Below are 22464 nucleotides of genomic sequence, written 5' to 3' on the forward strand. Positions count from 1 at the left end.
GTGAGAATCGACCGCATGTACAAGCTTGAAGTCCAAGACCTGCATAAACGCTATGGCAGTCATGAAGTGCTCAAAGGCGTATCCCTGGCCGCCGCCGCCGGCGATGTGATCAGCATCATCGGCTCTAGTGGTTCGGGCAAAAGTACCTTTTTGCGCTGCATCAACCTGCTCGAGCAACCCCACGCCGGCAAGATTCTGCTCAATAACGAAGAGCTCAAACTGGTCGCCAACAAAGACGGCGCCATGAAGGCTGCCGACCCCAAGCAGTTGCAGCGCATGCGTTCGCGCCTGTCCATGGTGTTCCAGCATTTCAACCTGTGGTCGCACATGACCGCGCTTGAAAACGTGATGGAAGCCCCGGTGCACGTGCTGGGCGTATCGAAGAAAGAAGCGCGTGAAAAGGCCGAGCACTACCTGGCCAAGGTCGGCGTGGGCCATCGTAAGGATGCGTTCCCCGGCCATATGTCCGGCGGTGAGCAGCAGCGCGTAGCGATTGCCCGCGCCCTGGCGATGGAGCCAGAGGTAATGTTGTTCGACGAACCGACCTCGGCACTCGACCCTGAGCTGGTAGGCGAAGTGCTCAAGGTGATGCAGGACCTGGCCCAGGAAGGCCGCACCATGGTGGTGGTGACCCACGAAATGGGCTTTGCCCGTGAAGTCTCGAACCAGTTGGTGTTTTTGCACAAAGGCGTTGTTGAAGAACGTGGCAACCCACGGGAAGTGCTGGTGAACCCGCAGTCGGAGCGTTTGCAGCAGTTCCTCTCTGGCAGCTTGAAATAATCAAGGCGGCCACCCACCCCCTGTAGGAGCGAGCTTGCTCGCGAAGATCGTCAACGATAACGCGGCAAGCCTGATACCCCGTGGCGTTCTCAGGTTTTTCGCGAGCAAGCTCGCTCCTACAGGGAAGCAGGTCTTCATTGTTTTTGAGATTTGTGTTGGTTTACGGGCTAGCATTGGCCCACAGCTTCTTTCACTGTTTTCGCTTTGGATAGCACTCCATGACCGCCCACAAAATTGGTTTCCTGATTTGGCCCAGCACAAAAGCCCTTACGCTTGCGCTGGCTGAGGAGGCCTTGCGCGTTGCCCAGCGGGTGCATCCGGATGTGATCTACGAGCTGTCGTTTTTGCTCGCCGAGCCCGCCGTCGAAGGTGCCTGGCAACTGCCGGGCGAGCCGTGGGCCGGTAAGCTGGAGGGCTTTCAGAAGCTGTTCCTGTTGGCCGACGAACCGCCGACGGTCATCGCTTCGCCACTGAGTTCCGCGCTCAAGCAGCTTGTTCGGGCAGGGTGTGTAATCGGCGGCTTGTCGGCGGGTGTGTACCCGCTGGCCCAACTGGGCCTGCTCGATGGCTACCGCGCCGCCGTGCACTGGCGCTGGCAGGACGATTTCGCCGAGCGGTTCCCCAAGGTCATTGCCACCAGCCATTTGTTCGACTGGGACCGTGATCGCCTCACTGCCTGCGGCGGCATGTCGGTACTCGACCTGCTGCTGGCGGTATTGGCCCGTGACCACGGTGCGGAGCTGGCCGGTGCGGTGTCCGAAGAGTTGGTAGTAGAACGCATCCGCGAAGGCGGCGAGCGCCAGCGTATTCCATTGCAAAATCGCCTGGGTTCCAGCCATCCGAAGCTGACCCAGGCGGTTTTGCTGATGGAGGCCAATATCGAAGAACCGCTGACCACCGATGAAATCGCCCAGCACGTGTGCGTCTCACGACGACAGCTTGAACGGATCTTCAAGCAATACCTCAACCGTGTTCCCAGCCAGTACTACCTGGAATTGCGCCTGAACAAGGCGCGCCAGATGTTGATGCAAACCAGCAAGTCGATCATCCAGATCGGCCTGTCGTGCGGCTTCTCCTCAGGGCCGCACTTCTCCAGCGCCTACCGCAATTTTTTCGGCGCCACCCCTCGCGAAGACCGTAACCAGCGCCGCAGCAGCAGCCCGTTCGAGTTATCGTCGGTGCCCTCCGAGCGCGGTTGAGCGGCGCTCAGGGTTCGTTGTCTGTTTCGGATGAAGTCGGGGAGCTTGAGCCAGAGTCATCTGGCGCCGGTTGCCTGGCTTGCGCGACGTCGAAATCCACCGCCGTGCGGTTGTAATAGCGACGCAGGATGGCAATCGCCTCGGGTGAGAAGGGGTTGTCGCTCAGATCAAAACCTGCAGCTGCGTCCGGGTCCACTTCAATCAGGTCGGTGGGCAACTCGGTGATACGGTTATCGCTCAGGTTCAGTTGGGTGAGCGATGTCAGGTTGAATGCGCCGCGCGGCACTTCAGTAAGCCCGGCGTTTTCCATCATCAAGGTCTCCAGGCCGGACATGTTGCTGACATCGGGGGGCAGCCCCAGTGGGTTATCGCTCAGGTCCAGGTAGTTCAGGTCGTGCAGGTCGCTCAACGCTGCGACACTTTCGGGGGTCAGCCGCAGTTGGCATTGCGTCAGGCTGAGTGTATTGAGCTTGGGCAGCTTGAACACGGCAGCGGGAATGTCTTTGAGGACATAGCGGTCAATCAGCAGGCTCTCCAGGTTGGAGAAGCGTTCCAGAAAGCCTTCGGGTATCGAGGTGGTTTCCTGCGCCCTCAGTTCCAGCTTGGAAACGTGCTTGAAATCCACATTCAGTTTCGGCAGGTCGCCCAACAGTGGCAACGTCAGGACCATTTGATGGGTTTGGGTCAGCGTGTCATGACTGAAGTCCAGGTCGCTCTCGCGTCGCCACACTTGCTCCAGCAAGCCTCTTATTTCCCCGCGCATGAGCTGCTGCTGTGCGCGAACCTGTTCATCCATGGGCACGTCCGTGAACGGGTAGCGCGCGGGCACATCCGCTACCCATTCTTGCAGGTCGGCCTGCAGGCGTTCGTAGTCGGCCTTGAGGCGCACCAGTGTCGCCATTGAATCGTCCAGCCCGCCTGGCAACCTGAAGATAAATTGATTGGCCTCGTAGGTGCTATAGGTCGGGTAAAGCGCTTGGGCCAGGCGCACCTCCGCTGGGTTGGCGTCGGCGCCAAAGTGTTCCCCGGTGTTCTGGCAGTAGGTTTTTATCCGTTCAAGCGTCGTGCGTGAGAGTGGGTTGCCGGAAAGGTCGAAGGCCCTGGCGGCGCCGGCGCGCAGGGAAAACAGGGCGTCGGGCAGTCTGCGCAGGAGGTTGTTGCTGAGGTTGGCGCTGACCAGCCGAGGTCGACTGAGCAGGCCGGAGGGGAAGACGGAAATCCCGCTGCGCGCAAGGTTGAGCGTACGCAGGTTGGCCATGTTTTCCAGATTGGGCGCCAGCGCCAGCGGGTTGTTGGACAGGTCCAGGGTGTGCAGCTCGGCCAGGTTGGCCAGGGCTGCACGGCTTGGGGTGGTGAGGTTGAGTTCGCAATTGCGCAGTACCAGTGCATTGAGGCGAGTTAATGCGCTGACCTCCTCGGGCAGTGTTCTGAGGGCGATGTCGCTGATAGCCAGCCGGCGTAGCCCGGGAAAGCGCCCCAAGAAGGCCGGCGTGCCACGGGTGGTCAGGTAGCCCAGCAACTCCAGGCTGGTGATGTGCCCGAAGCTGGCCTCCAGTGTCGGCAGTTCGCCGTAAATGGGTTGGTTGAGTTGCAACAGGTGCCCGTTATCAAACGCGGCGTCCCGGGGTGTGTCGTGGCGCCAGGCGCTGATCAGCCGTTGCGCCCAGAGCCGACGATTCTGCTGTTCAGAAGCAATTCGCCAGCGGCTCAGGGGTAGGTCAGTGCCCACAAGGGTTTGTGGCACGTTCTGCTGCCAGGCTCTGAGGCTGGCGTCCAACTGCGAGAACTCGTTCTTCAGGAATTGAAGGGTACCCAATGGCGTACCGGGGTCGTTGTGCATGGCAGCGAGTACGGCGGTCAGCTCGTTGGGGCTCAGTTGCGGGTACAACTCGTGCAGCCGCGCCTCAAGCGAGACAGCGCCGCTGCTGCTACCGGCAGTGGATGGGCTGGCATCGTAACCTTCCATGCCGCCGGGCAGGCGCATCAGGGTGGGGTCGTAGGAGGGTTTGAGCAGCGGCACTTCGGCCAGCAGAGGGCCAAGCTCGTCACGTGCCAGCGCATGTTGGCGCAGGGTTTCTCGCAGGTGCGGGCCCTGGCCGATCTGCATATTCAGCGCGTCGCGCTGCGCATCGGGCAGTGCCTGGAGCACGGCGGTGTAGAAGTCGGTTTCGCCAAGCAGGGTGCCCTTGCTGTCTTCGGGAATGTAGTCGCCTTCGATGGTGCGCACCAACAGGCGTCGGATGGGCGCCTGGGCAGGGCCGATGGCGTCGTGCAACTGGCCGTCGCGCTTGAAGTCGCGCACTTCCAGGCGAACCTGGGGCGACCAGCCCGGCAGTTTTTCCAGGGAGTGCAGGGAGAGTCGGTGGGTGTCGCCGCTCTCCAGCGCGCTCATGTACAAGCCTTCATACGCCCGGCTGATTCGAACCTGGTGGGCTGCCCAGCGTGCACGTTCGACCAGGTGCGAAGGCAGTGTGCCCTGGTCGATGTCGAGCAGATCCTGGCCGCTGGCACCGCGCAGCACTTCCTCGGCCGCGCTGACCGGCAGGCCTGGCGTGCTGTCGATGACCTTCTGAACGCGCGCATCGGTGGTCAGCTCCAGGCCTCGGTAGCGTGAGTCGAACATCGAAGCGCGTTTATCCGCGGCTCTGCGTGCCAGCTGTTTGCGCAGCTTGGCGGCGCGCACATGCAATTGGGTGGTGGGGGTGCCAAAGTCTTCTTCCAGCAACGTCTTGCGCTCTGGCTCGTCGAGGGTTTCCAGCAGGGTCTTGAGCAGGTCGCCGTTGTTCATCTGCGCTTCATGGATTTGCGCCACTGCCGCGTTTTCTCGGCCAGGATGTTCCCATACCGTTTCGCCTTTGGCGTTTAGAAAACGCAGGGTCTTGGTTTCGGGCCACAGGCCGGTCTGGCTGAGCAGCCAGAGTTGGGTCTGCGTGTCGGCTTTTCGATAAACCTGCGGGTCGTCGCTGTTCATCTGGTCGATGAAGTCTTGCAGGTGCTGGTCGATGTGAATGCGCTTGAGGCTGTCGGCCAGCAACGGCGGTGGCGGCTGGCGGTCCATGTAGAGTTTGCGCAGGGCGCCATCGTCGGTGCTGCTGATACGCTGTGCCTGTTCCAGGCCGGTTTCGCTGAGGCTCTCGGCGGGCGGGCCGAGGCGGCGCAGCAAGGTGCTGCGGTCCCAGGTCAGCGGGCGATCCAGTGGGGTCAACCAGGCACCCTTGCCATTACCGATAATGGGCGGTTGGTAGGCATGCATGTGGCTTGGGTGCACCAGTACGGTGTTGTCCGCTTGTTGCTTGACGGCGAAGTGTTGCCCATCGAGGGGCAGGATCTGTTTGTCCCCGTAGGTATGCAATCCATCGGCCTGGGGGCGTGAGGCGGCGGGCAACTGAAGGTCGTGGGTGTAGGGGCTCAGGTCCGGGTTCCACAGGCGCGTTTTGCCGTCGTGCGAGGTGACCGGGTGCAGGCGCTCGAAAAACGCCCAGACTTCCCGAGGCAGTGCCTGGCGTAGCAGCCCTTCGGCAATCGGTGCGCCGACCGCGAACATACCCAATTGCACCATTTGCTCCAGGATCGACATCAGGTGCCCGAACGCCTGGCGCTTGAGGCCTTCAGCCCAGTCGATGATGCCTTCGAACACGTCGTCGAGCAGTTGATAGGCGGTGTAGCCAAGCATCAGCAGGCCCAGGGGGGGAATGAACGGCGTGGCGATGAAGGCGACGATTTCGAGCAGGGTTTTGCCGATTTTTGCCACGACGTCCCAACGTTGCCAGCGTGCCTTGCTGTCGGCGTCTGCGGTGGACACGGCAATATTGCGCGCGTCATTGAGCAGCCTGTTGAGTTTGCTTTCGTAGAGGTGTTCGTACAGCTCGCCCGTGATTTTGGTCGCGTGCAATTGCAGCTTGGGGTTGGCCACCGGTTCAGCTCGCCAGGTCGGCCTGGGGTCGCCAGGGATGGGGGAGTGCCAGGTTATCTGGGACAAGCGGTTATTGAGGTTGGCAAAGAAGTAGGCGCGGTGTTCGTGGCTGATAAAGCGGCTGAAGAACGCTTGGTAATCGGCGTCGCGCAATTTGCGGGTCAGGTCTTGAATGAAGGCAATGCCGTCGCGGTAATACTTGAGCGGTGCCTGCGGATCGCCGGGGATGTACGCCACCACGGGCACTGCGCTGTGGTGCAGTTCCAGGTCGGCGGCGAACAGCACAATGCCGGCCAGCGGCGCGTCCATCAGGCTCAGGTCGTGGCTGAGCAGGGTCTTGCCTTCCAGTGTCAGGCTGCTGATGCCTTTGAGCTGGGCCTGGAGCGTGCGCAGTACGGCTTCGCTGCCGTCCTTTTTCAGGCGCGCCAGGTGCACGGCGGCTTGTGCCTCGGCCTTCAGGCTTTCGATGACGGTACTGCGCAGCGCGCTCTTGCGGGTGGCGTCCTGGAAACCGAAAAATGTCTTGAGGTAGGCCTGGTATTGCGTGCCGATGTCCAGTTCACGGCAGAGCCGGATGAAGGCCTGGATGCTGACTTTGCTGTTTACTGAGGGCAGGGTGTCGAATTGCCCGGTGGCAGAGGGTTGGGTGATGAAGCTTGAGTCTGCGGTGTAGGCAGCTTTCTTGCTTTCTGCTGCATCAAAGTTGTGCAGCGCGGCATCCACCAGCGACACGGTCCAGGCTTTGACGCCGCCGGTTTCTATGGGGAACAGTGGGATCGTCAGGGGCGCATACAGGCGCAGATGGGTGGTGCTGACATCGATGTCCACGCCCCAGCGGGTCTTGAGCGCCTGTTGCAAAAGCGGTGCGGTGAAGGCGTGCGGTGTCTTGAGGTCGGCCAGTGCCGCGTCTACTTTGCTTTGCGCGGTCCAACTCTGCTCCACCGCCTGCTTGAGGGGCGCGTGTTGCTGGCGGCTGGCGTCGGCCTGCCAGTCGGCGACATCCAGTGGCGCAGTTTTCAACGCTTGGCGCTTGTCATCCGAGGCGTTTGCCAGCCAGGCCGGCAGGCGTGTGTGAAACCCGGCAGGCACTTGGGTGGCGGCGACTGCGAGGCGTTGGCTGATTGTCGTGGGCACGGGGCTGATCCTTCAGTGGGGGTGAGTCACTGTCATCACAGCAAGCCTGATGGGTTCATGGGCAGCAGATAGTTAAGGCATTAGGCGAAAATCAGCGGGCCGTGCCTCTGCCTCTCACTGAACGCAGCGTTTACACTGCGCCATTGCGATGCAATATGTCGCATTGCCGTAAACCCGCGTAAAACCGGGGTTGGCGCTATAAGAAGTTGTCGCTTGGCGACAAGGTGGCGCTGAAAACTGTCCTTACAATCCCTGCATCGCCCGCCAGTTCCAGGCAGGCGTTCCTCTTCAGGAGACTCCGATGTCCGTTGAGCAAGCCCCGGTGCAACGTGCCGATTTCGACCAAGTGATGGTGCCCAACTACGCACCTGCTGCCTTCATCCCCGTACGTGGCGCAGGTTCGCGCGTGTGGGACCAGGCCGGTCGCGAGCTGATCGACTTTGCCGGCGGCATCGCGGTCAACGTATTGGGCCATGCGCACCCGGCGCTGGTCGGTGCACTGACCGAACAGGCCAACACGCTGTGGCATGTCTCCAACGTGTTCACCAACGAGCCGGCCTTGCGCCTGGCCCACAAGCTGATCGATGCCACCTTTGCCGAGCGCGTGTTCTTCTGCAACTCCGGCGCCGAAGCCAACGAGGCCGCCTTCAAGCTGGCCCGTCGCGTGGCGTTCGACCGTTTTGGCAGCGAGAAGTACGAGATCATCGCCGCGCTGAACAGCTTCCACGGCCGTACCCTGTTCACCGTCAACGTCGGTGGCCAGTCGAAGTACTCCGATGGTTTCGGGCCTAAAATCACCGGCATCACCCACGTTCCTTATAACGACCTGGCTGCGCTGAAAGCGGCGGTGACCGATAAGACCTGCGCCGTGGTGCTGGAACCGATCCAGGGCGAAGGCGGTGTACTGCCGGCCGAGCTGGCTTACCTGCAAGGCGCTCGCGAGCTGTGCGACGCTCACGACGCACTGCTGGTATTTGACGAAGTGCAAACCGGCATGGGCCGCACCGGCCACCTGTTTGCCTACCAGCATTACGGCGTGACGCCCGACATCCTCACCAGTGCCAAGAGCCTGGGCGGCGGTTTCCCGATTGCGGCGATGCTCACCCGTGAAGACTTGGCCAAGCACCTGGTGGTCGGCACCCACGGCACCACCTACGGCGGCAACCCGCTGGCGTGCGCGGTAGCGGAAGCGGTGATCGACGTGATCAACACCCCAGAAGTGCTGGCGGGTGTGAATGCCAAGCACGACCTGTTCAAGGCGCGCCTGGAGCAGATCGGCAAGCAGTACGGCATCTTTACCGAGGTGCGCGGCATGGGCTTGTTGATCGGTTGCGTGTTGAGCGATGCGTTCAAAGGCAAGGCCAAGGACGTGTTCAACGCGGCCGAAAAAGAAAACTTGATGATCCTGCAAGCCGGCCCCGACGTGGTGCGTTTTGCGCCGAGCCTGGTGGTGGAAGAGGCGGACATCAATGAAGGCCTGGATCGTTTTGAGCGTGCTGTGAAGACGTTGACGCAAGCCTGATGGACCGTTCGGTGCCTGGCGATCCCGGTACCGAATACAAATTTTGTATGCCGGACCGTTTAGTTGGGGCTGTGAAGATCAAATGTGGGAGCGGGCTTGCTCGCGAATGCAGTGTGTCATTCAACATTTCAGGTGACTGAACCACTGCTTTCGCGAGCAAGCCCGCTCCCACACTTGACCTCACTGTTTTCAACAGTGTGTTTGGCTTTTTTTTCTGTGAGTTTTCGAGTTAAGGAGTGACACCATGCTGGTGATGCGCCCCGCGCAAATGGCTGATCTGGGCGAGGTACAGCGTCTGGCTGCGGACAGCCCGATTGGTGTCACCTCCTTGCCGGATGATGTGGAACGCCTGAGCGACAAGATCGCGGCCAGCGAAGCGTCCTTCGCCGCCGAGGTGAGTTTCAACGGTGAAGAGAGCTATTTCTTCGTGCTGGAAGACACCGAGACCGGCAAGCTTGCCGGCTGCTCGGCCATCGTGGCCTCGGCCGGTTACTCCGAGCCGTTCTACAGCTTTCGTAACGAAACCTTCGTGCACGCCTCCCGCGAGCTGAAGATCCACAACAAGATCCACGTGCTTTCCCAGTGCCACGACCTTACCGGCAACAGCCTGCTCACCAGCTTCTATGTGGTGCCGGAGCTGGTCGGTTCGCCGTGGTCGGAACTCAACTCCCGTGGCCGTCTGCTGTTTGTTGCCAGCCATCCCGAGCGCTTTGCCGACTCGGTGGTGACCGAGATTGTCGGCTACAGCGACGAGAACGGTGACTCGCCGTTCTGGGATGCCATCGGCCGCAACTTCTTCGACCTCAACTACGCCGCCGCCGAGCGCCTGTGCGGGCTGAAAAGCCGCACCTTCCTCGCCGAGCTGATGCCGCATTACCCGATCTACGTACCGCTGCTGCCGGACGAAGCGCAAGAGGCCATGGGCCAGGTGCACCCACGTGCGCAAATCACCTTCGACATCCTGATGCGTGAAGGCTTTGAGACTGACCATTACATCGACATCTTCGACGGTGGCCCGACGTTGCACGCACGGGTCTCGGGCATTCGCTCGATCGCTCAGAGCCGCGTGGTGCCGGTGAAGATCGGCGAGATGGTCAAGGGTGTTGGCCGCCAGTACCTGGTGAGCAACGCGCAGTTGCAGGATTACCGTGCGGTGATGCTGGAACTGGACTACGCGCCCGGCAAACCGGTGACCCTGGACCTGGCGGCCGCCGAAGCGCTGGGTGTTGGCGAAGGCGCCAGCGTGCGCCTGGTTGCGGTTTAAAAAGAGAGTTTCGCGGGTGGCTGACAACAGCGGCCCGTTCGAGGAGATAGCATGATCGTTCGTCCCGTACGCAGCAGCGATTTACCGGCCCTGATTGATCTGGCGCGCAGCACTGGCACCGGCCTTACCACCTTGCCGGCCAACGAAGAGCGCCTGACCCACCGGGTGGGCTGGGCGGAAAAAACCTTTCGCGGCGAAGCCGGGCGCGGCGATGCCGACTACCTGTTCGTGCTGGAAAACGATGAAGGCCGCGTGGTGGGAATTTCCGCCATCGCTGGCGCCGTCGGCCTGCGCGAGCCGTGGTACAACTTCCGGGTGGGGCTGACCGTCAGCGCGTCCCAGGAGCTGAATATCTACCGTGAGATTCCGACGCTGTTCCTGGCTAACGACCTCACTGGTAATTCCGAATTGTGCTCGTTGTTTTTGCACGCCGATTACCGCAACGGCCTTAACGGCCGCATGCTGGCCAAGGCGCGCATGTTGTTTATTGCCGAGTTCCCGCAACTGTTTGGTAACAAGATCATTGCCGAGATGCGCGGTGTGTCCAACGACGCCGGGCGTTCGCCGTTCTGGGAAAGCCTGGGCCGGCACTTCTTCAAGATGGAGTTCAGCCAGGCCGACTACCTCACCGGCGTGGGCAACAAAGCGTTTATCGCTGAGCTGATGCCCAAGTTTCCGCTGTATAGCTGCTTTCTCTCCGAAGACGCACGCAATGTGATCGGCAAGGTCCACCCGGACACCGAGCCGGCCCTGAGCATGCTCAAGAGCGAAGGCTTCAGCTACCAGGGCTATGTGGATATTTTCGACGCAGGCCCGGCGGTGGAATGTGAAACCAGCAAGATCCGTGCGGTGCGCGACAGCCAGTCACTGGTGTTGGCCATCGGCACACCGGGGGACGACGCCACGCCGTTCCTGATTCATAACCGCAAGCGCGAGGAGTGCCGTATCACCGCCGCTCCGGCCCGGCTGGCGGCAGGCACCCTGGTGGTCGATCCGCAGACCGCCAAGCGCCTGCAACTGGTGGTGGGTGATCAAGTGCGTGCTGTTGCGTTGTCTGCTGCTCGGGAGTCGAAATAATGAATTCGTTGTATATCGCAGGTAGCTGGCTGGCTGGCCAGGGTGAACTGTTTGAATCGCGCAACCCGGTGACCCAGCAAGTACTGTGGGCCGGCAATGGCGCCAGCGCCGAACAGGTCGAATCCGCCGTGCAGGCTGCGCGTCAGGCATTCCCGGCATGGGCCAAGCGCTCGCTCGAAGAACGCATCAGCGTGCTGGAAACCTTCGCCGCCACGCTTAAAAGCCGTGCCGACGAAATCGCCCGCTGCATTGGCGAAGAAACCGGCAAGCCGCTGTGGGAATCAGCCACCGAAGTCACCAGCATGGCCAACAAGATTGCGATCTCGGTGCAAAGCTACCGCGAGCGTACCGGCGAGAAGAGCGGCCCCCTGGGCGACGCCACCGCTGTGTTGCGCCACAAACCCCACGGTGTGGTAGCGGTGTTCGGCCCTTACAATTTTCCTGGGCACTTGCCGAATGGGCACATCGTCCCGGCGTTGCTGGCCGGTAATACCGTGCTGTTCAAGCCGAGCGAGCTGACCCCCAAGGTCGCCGAGCTGACCGTACAGTGCTGGATCGAAGCCGGTTTGCCGGCGGGCGTGCTGAACCTGCTGCAAGGCGCGCGGGAAACCGGCATCGCCCTGGCGGCCAACCCAGGCATCGACGGCCTGTTCTTCACCGGTTCCAGCCGCACCGGCAACCACTTGCACCAGCAGTTCTCCGGGCGCCCGGACAAGATCCTGGCCCTGGAAATGGGCGGTAATAACCCGCTGGTCGTGGACGAAGTCGCCGACGTGGATGCGGCGGTGTACACCATCATTCAGTCGGCGTTTATCTCGGCAGGCCAGCGTTGCACCTGTGCCCGCCGCTTGCTGGTGCCTGAAGGTGCCTGGGGCGATGCCTTGCTGGCGCGCCTGGTGGCGGTGAGTGCGAGCATTGAAGTCGGTGCTTTCGACCAGCAACCGGCGCCGTTCATGGGCTCGGTGATTTCACTTGCTGCGGCCAAAGCGCTGATGCAAGCCCAGGAACTGATGTTGGCCAATGGCGCCGTGGCGCTGCTGGAGATGACCCAACCTCAGGCTCAGGCCGCGTTGCTGACCCCTGGCATCATCGACGTGACCGCTGTGACGGAACGTGAAGACGAAGAGCTGTTTGGCCCGCTGCTGCAGGTGATCCGCTACGCGGATTTTGCCGGTGCCATCGCTGAGGCCAACAACACCCAATACGGCCTGGCCGCTGGCCTGTTGTCGGATTCCGAAGCGCGTTACCAGCAGTTCTGGCTGGAAAGCCGCGCCGGTATCGTCAACTGGAACAAACAGTTGACCGGCGCCGCCAGTACCGCGCCGTTCGGTGGTGTCGGGGCGTCGGGCAATCATCGCGCCAGCGCCTATTACGCGGCGGATTATTGCGCGTACCCGGTGGCGTCGCTGGAGACGCCGAGCCTGATAGTCCCGGCAACGCTCACGCCAGGTATAACGCTGATCTAAATGTGGGAGCGGGCTTGCTCGCGAAAGCGGTGGTTCAGTCACTTCAAATGTTGAATGACATACTGCATTCGCGAGCAAGCCCGCTCCCACAAGGGATCTGTGGTGTATTCAAGTGATTTGATGCCTATAAAAACAGATGTTCGTGGAGCCTCGCCGATGAAATCCTGTGAAGTCAATTTTGACGGTCTAGTGGGGCCGACCCATAACTACGGCGGTTTGTCCTTCGGCAACGTCGCGTCCCAAAGCAACAGCCAGCAGTCTTCCAACCCGAAGGAAGCGGCGTTGCAGGGCCTGCAGAAAATGAAAGCCCTGATGGACATGGGCTTTGTGCAAGGTGTGTTGGCGCCCCAGGAACGCCCGGATGTGGCCGCCTTGCGCAGCTTGGGTTTCAGCGGCACCGACGCCCAGGTGATTGAGCAGGCCGCCAAGCAGGCCATGCCTTTGCTGGTAGCGAGCTGCTCGGCTTCCAGCATGTGGGTAGCCAACGCCGCCACCGTCAGCCCAAGCGCAGACACCGTAGACGGCCGCGTGCATTTCACTGCCGCCAACCTCAATTGCAAATACCACCGCAGCATCGAACACCCCACCACCAGCCGCGTGCTGGGGGCGATGTTCGCCGATGGCAAGCACTTCGCCCACCACGCCGCCTTGCCGGCCGTGGCGCAGTTTGGCGATGAAGGCGCGGCCAACCACACGCGTTTCTGCCGTGAGTACGGTGAGGCGGGTGTCGAGTTTTTCGTCTTCGGCCGCAGTGCTTTCGACCCCCGTTACCCGGCCCCGCAGAAGTACCCGGCGCGCCAGACCCTGGAAGCCTCCCAGGCCGTTGCGCGCCTGCATGGCTTGAAGGATGGCGGCGTGGTTTACGCCCAGCAGAACCCGGCGGTGATCGACGCCGGTGTGTTCCACAACGATGTGATCGCAGTGGGCAACGGCGAAGTGCTGTTCTATCACGAGGATGCGTTCCTCAACACTGAACAGATGCTCGCCGAACTGCACGGCAAGTTGGGCAAGCTGGGCGGCAATTTCCAGTCGGTGTGTGTGCCTCGCGCGTTGGTCAGTGTCGAGGACGCGGTGCGTTCCTACCTGTTCAACAGCCAGTTGCTGACTCGGCCTGACGGCTCGATGCTGCTGATCGTGCCGGAAGAGTGCCGCGCCAATGAGCGCGTGTGGCAGTACCTGCAAGGCCTGACCGCTTCCGGCGGGCTGATTCGCGAGGTCAAGGTCTTCGACCTCAAGCAAAGCATGCAGAATGGCGGTGGGCCGGCGTGCCTGCGCCTGCGTGTGGCGTTGAACGAAACCGAGCTGGCGGCCGTGAACCCAGGGGTTATCATGACCGCGCCGTTGTACGAAACCCTGACCCAGTGGGTGGGCAAGCACTATCGCGACAGCCTGCGCGAAACCGACCTGGCTGACCCGCAGTTACTGCTTGAGTGCCGGACGGCACTGGATGAACTGACGCAAATCCTTAAACTGGGCTCGGTTTATCCTTTCCAGATCAATTAATGCCACACGGCTGAGATATTTTATTTATGACCGACACCCTGAAACTCATCCTTGAAGACACCGACGGCACCCAGCTGGAAACCTCCTGCACCCGCGTCGCCGTGGTCTGGCAGGGCAAGGAGATCTGGATCCAGCACGATGGCCGCGGCCAACTGCTGATTGGCGTGGACGTAGAAGAAGGCGACGCCGAGTACGCCAACCTGCTGATGCGCCCATTGGCCACCAACCTGATGAGCCTGCAACTGGAAATGGAACCGGCCGACGTTGAAGGTGACGACGACGATCACGTCCACGGCCCAGGCTGCAACCACTAAGGAAGCTGCTTATGCTCGCCCTCGGCAAACTGCTTGAACTGACCCTCGCCGGTCGTGAACCGGCGCAAAAAATTCAACTGACTGTCGACGGCGTGCAGATGCGCTGGCTCAGCGAAGGCGCGCTTGAAGTGCGTCCTCCTGAAGCTTTGGACAACGGCAGCGACCTGCTGCTGTCGTCCGGCATCCATGGCAACGAAACCGCGCCGATCGAACTGCTCGACCGCCTGTTGCATGGCATTGCCCGCGGGGAGATCAAACCCCGCACCCGTATTCTGTTCCTGTTCGGGAATACCGAGGCCATGCGCCGCGGTGAGCGTTACCTCGAACTGGACGTCAACCGGCTGTTCAACGGCCGTCATGAACAAAACATCGGCCCCGAAGCCATGCGCGCCGCCGAGCTTGAGCAATTGGCCCGCAGCTTTTTCAGCCTGCCTGGCCGCTCGCGCCTGCATTACGACCTGCATACCGCGATTCGTGGTTCGAAAATCGAGCAGTTCGCGTTGTACCCGTGGAAGGAAGACCGACAGCATTCGCGCCGTGAGCTGGAGCGCTTGAACGCTGCCGGCATGCAGGCGGTGCTGTTGCAGAATAAAACCTCGATTACCTTCACCGCGTTTACCTACGAGCAACTCGGCGCCGAGGCGTTCACCCTGGAGTTGGGCAAGGCGCGGCCGTTCGGGCAGAACGACGGAGTGGACGTGTCGCGCCTGGAAGCGCGTCTGAAGCAGATCATCGAGGGTAACGAGCCTGAGACCGGTAGCCTCGACGGCCTGCAACTCTTCGCCGTTGCGCGAGAAGTGATCAAGCACAGCGACGCCTTCCTGATGCACCTGCCCGCAGATGTGGAAAACTTTTCGGAATTGGAAAAGGGCTACCTGCTGGCCGAAGACGTGGCCAAGACCCGCTGGGTGATCGAGGAGGAGGGCGCCCGCATCATCTTCCCCAACCCAAAGGTGAAGAACGGCTTGCGCGCCGGGATATTGATCGTGCCAACCACGGATGCTGGCCTGGTGTAGATCTCAAGGCCTGACCCGATGTAAATGTGGTGCGATATGTAAATGTGGTGCGATAGCCATAGGTATCTACACAATTGTGGTGCTGAACCTGTGGCGAGGGAGCTTGCTCCCGTGACGGCCTAACAGCCGGCGTCGATCTCACTAACGCGCCGCGATTCAAATGTGGGAGCGGGCTTGCTCGCGAAGGCGGCCTGGCAGCCGACACAGTTGGATTGTGTACATATCCATTCCTGCGGTAACGGCCACCTAGGGTTCCGCCCTGACGGCGGCTCACTTTCGAAAAGCGCGAAAGTAAGCAAAGCGCTCTTGCCCCACCACTCGGCACCTCGCCTAGGCTCGGTGTACCCGTAATCCGCCAGTGATTTGGGGGGCCGCCGCCACGCGCCATCCATGGCGCGGGGCGGCTAAACCGGCATCCCTGCCGGTTTACCCCCCAAATCCCTGTCGAATTCCGGCCAGCGTGGTTTAACGGGGCGCCTGAGATCAAAAGCAGATCAAGATCAAGAGCGACTCGCTTCGCATCGTGGTTACCGTCTGCTGCTAAAGCCCACAGAGTTATGTAGATACCTATGCTGCGATAGCATCACCTGGGTATCACTGATACACCCAGGTGTCTGCATCGCAGGCAAGCCACACTGGGTTTAGACCGCTACCGCACGTGGCTCGCTACGACGGATCGCACGCACCTTGTGCAGCGTATCGGCGCAGGTGCGCGCCGCTTCCTGGCCCTTGTGCACGAAGTGCTCGTAGAAGAATGTGGTGTGCTCGCTGCCGGCATGGAAGTGGTGCGGCGTCAGGGACACCGAGAACACCGGCACTTCAGTTTCCAACTGCACCTGCATCAGGCCGCTGACCACCGATTGCGCGACGAATTCGTGGCGGTAGATGCCACCGTCCACCACCAGCGCGGCAGCGACGATGCCGGCGTAACGGCCGGTCTTGGCCAGTAGCTTGGCGTGCAGGGGCATTTCAAAGGCGCCGCCGACTTCGAAGAAGTCGATGTCCGATTCCTGATAACCCTGGGCGATCATTTCGGCGAGGAAGCCTTTGCGCGATTGGTCGACAATATCCTTGTGCCAGCAGGCCTGGATAAACGCGACGCGCTCGCCGTGATGGTTTTTGCTTTTGCTGTCGATTGCGGTGGGTTGCATGTTCTGACTCCTGTTTAAGAAAAAAACAGGGCGTTATGAATCGAATGGGATTTAAGGGTACGCGTGCGCAAGCAGGCGCGCGGCCCTTAGGTGCCAATCCCGTTCTCTCTTCATCCGGACTATGACCGTCGGCCCCGGGATCACACCGGGTCTGCTGACCTTGTCGCCGTCCTGCCTGAGCAGTTCAAGGCGCCAAGCGCTCGCGGGCTATGCACATTGCGTGCAATTACCGCCGGTGGGGAATTGCACCCCGCCCTGAGAACGTTGCCGCCAGAACCCTGGCGGCGCAGAGTTTTTAACATGGTTTTTCAAAAACTGCACGGTTGCCGTCTCGATAACTTATATCGGTTTGTTTGGTTGGTATTCGAATGAATGCAATCGGGGCTTGATATTCCGCGGCGTTGCCCGCAGTAATCACACACAAAAGGACTTATCCACTCCGTTAGAGGCCCCCTTGATGACCGTGATCGACCTGCGCAGCGACACCGTGACCCAACCCACCCCCGGCATGCTCGACGCGATGGCCAACGCCGTCAGTGGCGATGATGTTTACGGCGAAGACCCCAGCGTCAATCGCCTGGAGGCCGAACTGGCCCAGCGCCTGGGCTTTGCCGCAGCGCTGTTCGTGCCCACCGGCACCATGAGCAACCTGCTGGCGTTGATGGCTCACTGTGAGCGCGGCGAGGAATACATCGTCGGCCAGCAGGCCCACACCTACAAATACGAAGGCGGCGGCGCGGCGGTGCTGGGGTCGATCCAGCCGCAGCCCCTGGAAGTCCAAGCCGATGGCTCCCTTGATCTGAACCAGGTGCTTGAAGCCATCAAGCCCGACGACTTCCACTTCGCCCGCACACGCCTGCTGGCGCTGGAAAACACCATGCAGGGCAAAGTGCTGCCGCTGGATTACCTGGCCAAGGCCCGTGCATTTACCCACGAGCATGGCCTGGCCCTGCACCTGGATGGCGCACGCCTCTACAACGCGGCAGTCAAGCTGGGCGTGGATGCGCGAGAAATCGCCCAGCATTTCGATTCGGTGTCGGTGTGCCTGTCCAAGGGCCTCGGCGCGCCGGTTGGCTCGGTGCTGTGTGGGTCGACGGCGCTGATCGCCAAGGCTCGGCGCTTGCGCAAGATGGTCGGCGGCGGCATGCGCCAGGCCGGCTCCCTGGCGGCAGCGGGTCTGTACGCCCTGGACCACCAGGTACAGCGCCTGGCTGAGGACCATGCCAACGCCCAATGGCTGGGCGATGAGTTACGCAAGGCCGGCTACAGCGTCGAGCCGGTGCAGACCAATATGGTGTATGTGCAGGTAGGCGATCAGGCTCAGGCGCTGAAGGCTTTTGCTGCCGAGCGTGGGGTCAAGTTGAGTGCCGCGCCGCGCCTGCGCATGGTCACCCATCTGGATGTGAGCCGGGCGCAGATCGAGCAAGTGCTGCAGACATTCGTCGCGTTTTCGCAGAAATGACAGTGCAGGCCGTCTAATTGACTGTTTCTATCACATAAACACGCTGTACCACCGGCAAAGGGCCGATATAATGCGGCCCTTTGCCGTCGCTCCGTCTGATGATGTTGCGCACTGGCCTTTGGCCGCAGCCTCCGTGGAAGAACCTAATGAAAAGCGCAGAAATCCGTGAAGCCTTCCTTCGCTTCTTCGAAGAGCAAGGTCACACCCGTGTAGCCTCAAGCTCCTTGATCCCAGGCAATGACCCAACCCTGCTGTTCACTAACGCGGGGATGAACCAGTTCAAGGACTGCTTCCTGGGCCAGGAAAAGCGCGCCTACACCCGCGCCACCAGCAGCCAGAAGTGCGTACGCGCCGGCGGCAAGAACAGCGACCTGGAAAACGTCGGTTACACCGCACGCCACCACACGTTCTTCGAAATGCTGGGTAACTTCAGCTTCGGCGACTATTTCAAGAAAGACGCGATCACGTTCGCCTGGACCTTCCTCACCGGCGTGCTGAAGCTGCCCAAGGAAAAACTCTGGGTCACCGTGTACGCGACGGACGACGAAGCGTATGACATCTGGACCCAGCAAATCGGTGTACCTGCCGAGCGCATGATCCGTATCGGCGACAACAAAGGCGCGCCTTACGCGTCCGATAACTTCTGGACCATGGGCGATACCGGCCCGTGCGGCCCGTGCACCGAGATTTTCTACGATCACGGCGACGATATCTGGGGTGGCCCGCCAGGCTCGCCAGAAGAAGACGGCGACCGTTACATCGAGATCTGGAACAACGTGTTCATGCAGTTCAACCGCACCGCCGACGGCGTGTTGCATCCGCTGCCGGCACCGTCGGTGGACACCGGCATGGGCCTGGAGCGGATCAGTGCGGTGATGCAGCACGTTCACTCCAACTACGAGATCGACCTGTTCACCAACCTGCTGAGCGCCTCGGCGGCGGCCATTGGTTGCGCCAATGAAGGCCAGTCTTCGCTCAAGGTGGTGTCGGACCACATCCGCTCCTGCGGTTTCCTGATCGCCGATGGCGTGCTGCCGTCCAACGAAGGTCGTGGCTACGTGCTGCGTCGCATCATCCGTCGCGCGTGCCGTCACGGTAACAAGCTGGGCGCTACCGGCAGCTTCTTCTACAAGATCGTGGCCGCGCTGGTTGCCGAGATGGGCGATGCCTTCCCGGAACTCAAGCAACAGCAAAGCAACATCGAGCGGGTGCTCAAGGCTGAAGAAGAGCAGTTCTCCAAGACCCTGGAGCACGGCCTGAAGATTCTGGAACAGGACCTGGCTGAGCTCAAAGGCACCGTGGTGCCGGGTGATGTGGTGTTCAAGCTGTACGACACCTATGGTTTCCCGATGGACCTGACTGCCGACATCGCCCGCGAGCGCGAGCTGACCGTCGACGAAGCCGGTTTTGAGCGTGAAATGGAAGCCCAGCGCGTGCGTGCACGTTCTGCCAGCTCCTTTGGCCTGGACTACAACACCCTGGTCAAGGTCGACGTACCGACCGAGTTCACCGGCTACAAAGCCACTGCGGGCTCGGCCAAAATCGTCGCCATCTATAAAGACGGCAAGTCGGTCGACGTATTGAGCGAAGGTGAAGAGGCGGTTGTGGTGCTGGACCAAACGCCGTTCTATGCCGAGTCCGGTGGCCAGATTGGCGATTGCGGTTTCCTGAGCTCGACATCCGGTCGTTTTGACGTGCGCGACACCACCAAGACCGGCGGCGCGTTCCTGCATCACGGTGTGCTGGTGCTGGGCAACTTGACCGTGGGTGCGCCGGTAGACACCCAGGTCGATGCCGACGTGCGGCATGCCACTGCGTTGAATCACTCGGCTACTCACTTGCTGCATGCCGCACTGCGCCAGGTACTGGGCGAGCACGTGCAGCAAAAAGGTTCGTTGGTGGACAGCCAGCGCCTGCGCTTTGACTTCAGCCACTTTGAAGCGATCAAGCCTGAGCAGATCAAGGCCCTGGAAGACATCGTCAACGCCGAGATTCGCAAGAACACCCCGGTTGAAACCGAAGAAACCGATATCGAGACCGCCAGGAACAAAGGCGCCATGGCGCTGTTTGGCGAGAAGTACGGCGACGAAGTCCGCGTGCTGAGCATGGGCGGCAGCTTCTCGGTAGAGCTGTGTGGTGGTATCCACGCCAACCGCACCGGCGATATCGGCCTGCTGAAGATCATCAGCGAAGGCGGTGTGGCCTCGGGTGTGCGTCGTATTGAAGCGGTGACCGGTGCTGCGGCCCTGGCTTACCTCAATGCAGCCGAAGAACAACTCAAGGAAGCGGCCGGCCTGGTCAAGGGCAGCCGCGACAACCTGATCGACAAGCTGTCCGCCGTGCTGGAGCGCAACCGTGCGCTGGAAAAACAGCTGGAGCAGTTGCAGGCCAAGGCGGCCAGCGCTGCGGGTGATGACCTGTCGGCCGCGGCGGTTGACGTCAAGGATGTAAAAGTCCTGGCGGCGCGCCTGGACGGCCAGGATGGCAAGGCGCTGTTGGCCTTGGTCGATCAGTTGAAGAACAAGCTCGGCCGCGCAGTGATCCTACTCGGCAGTGTCCATGAGGATAAGGTCGTTCTGGTTGCTGGTGTAACCAAGGACCTGACTGGCCAACTCAAAGCCGGTGATTTGATGAAGCAAGCCGCTGCGACAGTGGGCGGCAAGGGCGGTGGTCGTCCGGACATGGCGCAAGGCGGTGGTGTCGATGCCGCAGCTCTGGACGCGGCGCTGGCCTTGACCGTGCCATTTGTCGAGGCAGGTATTTAAGGCACTGTTAACCGGCCCGTGGTCTAGTCACGGGCTTGTTCAGTGCAGGTGGATTGATATTAGGCGCCCCTTTACGGGCTGAGGCGGCTTGGAAATGGCTTTGATCGTACAGAAATTTGGAGGCACCTCGGTCGGTTCTGTCGAAAGAATCGAGCAGGTCGCCGACAAGGTTAAGAAGTTCCGCGATGCCGGTGATGACCTGGTAGTGGTGCTGTCGGCCATGAGTGGCGAGACCAATCGCCTGATCGATCTGGCCAAGGCCATCAGTGGTGATCAACAGCCGCTGCCGCGTGAGCTGGATGTGATCGTCTCCACGGGCGAGCAGGTGACCATTGCGCTGTTGGCCATGGCGCTGAACAAGCGTGGCGTGCCAGCGGTGTCCTACACTGGTAGCCAGGTGCGCATTCTTACAGACAGCGCGCATACCAAGGCGCGGATCCTGCAAATTGATGATCAGAAAATTCGTACTGATCTGAAAGCAGGGCGCGTGGTAGTTGTAGCGGGTTTCCAGGGCGTGGATGAACACGGCAACATCACCACGCTCGGTCGTGGCGGTTCGGACACCACCGGTGTGGCCCTGGCAGCAGCGCTGAAGGCTGACGAATGCCAGATCTATACCGATGTGGATGGCGTCTACACCACTGACCCACGCGTCGTGCCAGTGGCCCAGCGCCTGGACAAGATCACCTTTGAAGAAATGCTGGAAATGGCCAGCCTTGGTTCCAAGGTGTTGCAGATTCGCGCGGTGGAGTTCGCCGGCAAGTACAACGTTCCGCTGCGCGTATTGCACAGCTTCAAGGAGGGTCCGGGCACCCTCATTACTATTGATGAAGAGGAATCCATGGAACAGCCGATCATTTCCGGCATCGCTTTCAATCGCGATGAAGCCAAGCTGACGATCCGTGGCGTGCCAGACACCCCGGGCGTGGCTTTCAAGATTCTGGGCCCTGTCAGCGATGCGAATGTTGAAGTCGACATGATCGTGCAGAACGTTTCGCACGATAACACCACCGATTTCACCTTCACCGTGCACCGCAACGAATACGATGCGGCATTGAAAATCCTGCAGAACACGGCGAGCGAGATTGGCGCCCGTGAAGTGGTCGGCGATACCAAGATTGCCAAGGTGTCGATCGTAGGGGTGGGCATGCGTTCCCATGCTGGGGTTGCCAGCCGTATGTTTGGGGCCCTTGCCAAGGAAGGTATCAACATCCAGATGATTTCCACCTCGGAAATCAAAGTCTCGGTAGTGCTCGAAGAGAAGTACCTGGAACTGGCTGTACGCGCGCTGCATACCGCTTTTGAGCTGGATGCTCCGGCCCGACAGGGCGAGTAATGCGTTGCCAGGAAGGCGCGGTTTACCGCGCCTTTCATTTTTTTGTGGGGTACATGGTCTTTTGCATGGGCTCGACAATACTTAGCGAGTAGGGCTACGACCTTTTGGTTGTAGGTTGAATGCTTTTTTTTTGCAGACTGTTGTTCCTGAACTGAAATGCGTGAGGTGAAAGGTATGCTGATTCTGACTCGTCGTTGCGCAGAAAGCCTGATTATCGGTGATGGCGAAATCACCGTGACCGTGCTCGGCGTCAAAGGCAATCAAGTACGTATTGGGGTTAATGCTCCGAAAGAGGTGGCTGTCCACCGCGAGGAAATCTACCTGCGGATCAAGAAAGAGAAGGACGAAGAACCAAGCCTTTAATTTTTATCGTTTTTTATGTTTGCAAACGGGGAGGAACGTGGTTAATATACGCCCCGTGTTGCGGAGAGCTGGCCGAGTGGCCGAAGGCGCTCCCCTGCTAAGGGAGTACACCTCAAAAGGGTGTCGGGGGTTCGAATCCCCCGTTCTCCGCCATTATTTGCTTAGTACGTTGCAATCTGGTTTTTTCGGTAAGTTGTTG

At 60.6% G+C, this 22464-nt stretch carries 15 protein-coding genes, 1 tRNA gene and 1 riboswitch; of the genes, 14 read left to right on the top strand and 2 right to left on the bottom strand.

The window, feature by feature from the left end; genetic code table 11:
- Nucleotides 1-15: 15 nt before the first annotated feature.
- Together PSH76_RS05260 and argR are read left to right on the top strand one after the other, a co-directional pair.
- Entirely contained in the window at nucleotides 16-780 is a 765-nt protein-coding gene (locus tag PSH76_RS05260; RefSeq protein ID WP_003193620.1) for an ABC transporter ATP-binding protein, read from the top strand.
- A gap of 218 nt (nucleotides 781-998) precedes the next feature.
- Complete coding sequence (gene argR, locus PSH76_RS05270) at nucleotides 999-1979, top strand: transcriptional regulator ArgR (RefSeq protein ID WP_014719597.1); 981 nt, start codon at nucleotides 999-1001, stop codon at nucleotides 1977-1979.
- 7 nt (nucleotides 1980-1986) lie between these two features.
- Here argR and PSH76_RS05275 read toward each other — a convergent pair whose 3' ends face one another.
- Nucleotides 1987-7026 carry a dermonecrotic toxin domain-containing protein gene (locus PSH76_RS05275; protein ID WP_305493691.1) on the bottom strand — a complete coding sequence of 1680 codons (5040 nt, stop codon included), beginning with the start codon at nucleotides 7024-7026 and terminating at the stop codon, nucleotides 1987-1989.
- Nucleotides 7027-7327: 301 nt separating this feature from the next.
- On the opposite strand from PSH76_RS05275, the gene PSH76_RS05280 reads away from it, so the two are divergent.
- The 7 genes from PSH76_RS05280 to astE all read left to right on the top strand — a co-directional run bounded on the left by PSH76_RS05280 (nucleotide 7328) and on the right by astE (nucleotide 15188).
- Complete coding sequence (locus PSH76_RS05280) at nucleotides 7328-8548, top strand: aspartate aminotransferase family protein (RefSeq protein WP_305493692.1); 1221 nt, start codon at nucleotides 7328-7330, stop codon at nucleotides 8546-8548.
- A 244-nt stretch (nucleotides 8549-8792) separates the two neighbouring features.
- Nucleotides 8793-9812 (top strand): arginine/ornithine succinyltransferase subunit alpha, encoded by a 1020-nt coding sequence (gene aruF / locus PSH76_RS05285; protein ID WP_003175655.1) that lies wholly within the window; start codon nucleotides 8793-8795, stop codon nucleotides 9810-9812.
- Nucleotides 9813-9863: 51 nt separating this feature from the next.
- A complete protein-coding gene (gene astA / locus PSH76_RS05290) occupies nucleotides 9864-10889 on the top strand; it encodes an arginine N-succinyltransferase (RefSeq protein WP_003193612.1) in 1026 nt (341 codons plus the stop codon).
- Nucleotides 10886-12355, top strand: a complete 1470-nt coding sequence (gene astD, locus PSH76_RS05295; protein WP_169918644.1) for a succinylglutamate-semialdehyde dehydrogenase — start codon at nucleotides 10886-10888, stop codon at nucleotides 12353-12355. The genes astA and astD overlap by 4 nt, the downstream gene beginning before the upstream one ends.
- A gap of 156 nt (nucleotides 12356-12511) precedes the next feature.
- A complete protein-coding gene (gene astB, locus PSH76_RS05300; RefSeq protein WP_305493693.1) occupies nucleotides 12512-13858 on the top strand; it encodes an N-succinylarginine dihydrolase in 1347 nt (448 codons plus the stop codon).
- Between the two features lie 26 nt (nucleotides 13859-13884).
- The gene (locus PSH76_RS05305; RefSeq protein WP_003175651.1) at nucleotides 13885-14172 is read left to right on the top strand and encodes a hypothetical protein; all 288 of its coding nucleotides are present in this window, start codon (nucleotides 13885-13887) and stop codon (nucleotides 14170-14172) included.
- 11 nt (nucleotides 14173-14183) lie between these two features.
- Nucleotides 14184-15188, top strand: a complete 1005-nt coding sequence (gene astE, locus PSH76_RS05310) for a succinylglutamate desuccinylase (protein WP_098950575.1) — start codon at nucleotides 14184-14186, stop codon at nucleotides 15186-15188.
- A 641-nt stretch (nucleotides 15189-15829) separates the two neighbouring features.
- On the opposite strand, the gene PSH76_RS05315 is transcribed toward astE, so the two are convergent.
- Entirely contained in the window at nucleotides 15830-16339 is a 510-nt protein-coding gene (locus tag PSH76_RS05315; protein WP_003193604.1) for a 6,7-dimethyl-8-ribityllumazine synthase, read from the bottom strand.
- Nucleotides 16340-16436: 97 nt separating this feature from the next.
- Nucleotides 16437-16606, bottom strand: a riboswitch (FMN riboswitch).
- Between the two features lie 190 nt (nucleotides 16607-16796).
- Between PSH76_RS05315 and ltaE the strand changes: the two genes are divergently transcribed.
- The 5 genes from ltaE to PSH76_RS05340 all read left to right on the top strand — a co-directional run bounded on the left by ltaE (nucleotide 16797) and on the right by PSH76_RS05340 (nucleotide 22418).
- Nucleotides 16797-17801, top strand: a complete 1005-nt coding sequence (gene ltaE / locus PSH76_RS05320) for a low-specificity L-threonine aldolase (protein WP_305493694.1) — start codon at nucleotides 16797-16799, stop codon at nucleotides 17799-17801.
- Between the two features lie 146 nt (nucleotides 17802-17947).
- On the top strand, nucleotides 17948-20566 hold the full coding sequence (gene alaS / locus PSH76_RS05325) for an alanine--tRNA ligase (protein ID WP_098950578.1): 2619 nt from the start codon (nucleotides 17948-17950) through the stop codon (nucleotides 20564-20566).
- A 94-nt stretch (nucleotides 20567-20660) separates the two neighbouring features.
- Nucleotides 20661-21902 carry an aspartate kinase gene (locus tag PSH76_RS05330; RefSeq protein WP_003193595.1) on the top strand — a complete coding sequence of 414 codons (1242 nt, stop codon included), beginning with the start codon at nucleotides 20661-20663 and terminating at the stop codon, nucleotides 21900-21902.
- Nucleotides 21903-22076: 174 nt separating this feature from the next.
- Entirely contained in the window at nucleotides 22077-22265 is a 189-nt protein-coding gene (gene csrA, locus PSH76_RS05335) for a carbon storage regulator CsrA (protein ID WP_003175645.1), read from the top strand.
- Between the two features lie 62 nt (nucleotides 22266-22327).
- A tRNA-Ser gene (locus PSH76_RS05340) sits at nucleotides 22328-22418 on the top strand.
- The last annotated feature ends 46 nt before the right edge of the window (nucleotides 22419-22464 follow it).

It is taken from the genome of Pseudomonas sp. FP215 (assembly GCF_030687795.1).
Taxonomy (GTDB): Bacteria; Pseudomonadota; Gammaproteobacteria; order Pseudomonadales; family Pseudomonadaceae; genus Aquipseudomonas; species Aquipseudomonas salmasensis.

Coding starts and splice junctions, on each gene's coding strand:
- PSH76_RS05260 (WP_003193620.1), top strand. CDS start 16: ATGTACAAGCTTGAAGTCCAAGACCTGCATAAACGCTATGGCAGTCAT.
- argR (WP_014719597.1), top strand. CDS start 999: ATGACCGCCCACAAAATTGGTTTCCTGATTTGGCCCAGCACAAAAGCC.
- PSH76_RS05280 (WP_305493692.1), top strand. CDS start 7,328: ATGTCCGTTGAGCAAGCCCCGGTGCAACGTGCCGATTTCGACCAAGTG.
- aruF (WP_003175655.1), top strand. CDS start 8,793: ATGCTGGTGATGCGCCCCGCGCAAATGGCTGATCTGGGCGAGGTACAG.
- astA (WP_003193612.1), top strand. CDS start 9,864: ATGATCGTTCGTCCCGTACGCAGCAGCGATTTACCGGCCCTGATTGAT.
- astB (WP_305493693.1), top strand. CDS start 12,512: ATGAAATCCTGTGAAGTCAATTTTGACGGTCTAGTGGGGCCGACCCAT.
- PSH76_RS05305 (WP_003175651.1), top strand. CDS start 13,885: ATGACCGACACCCTGAAACTCATCCTTGAAGACACCGACGGCACCCAG.
- astE (WP_098950575.1), top strand. CDS start 14,184: ATGCTCGCCCTCGGCAAACTGCTTGAACTGACCCTCGCCGGTCGTGAA.
- PSH76_RS05315 (WP_003193604.1), bottom strand. CDS start 16,339: ATGCAACCCACCGCAATCGACAGCAAAAGCAAAAACCATCACGGCGAG.
- ltaE (WP_305493694.1), top strand. CDS start 16,797: ATGACCGTGATCGACCTGCGCAGCGACACCGTGACCCAACCCACCCCC.
- alaS (WP_098950578.1), top strand. CDS start 17,948: ATGAAAAGCGCAGAAATCCGTGAAGCCTTCCTTCGCTTCTTCGAAGAG.
- PSH76_RS05330 (WP_003193595.1), top strand. CDS start 20,661: ATGGCTTTGATCGTACAGAAATTTGGAGGCACCTCGGTCGGTTCTGTC.
- csrA (WP_003175645.1), top strand. CDS start 22,077: ATGCTGATTCTGACTCGTCGTTGCGCAGAAAGCCTGATTATCGGTGAT.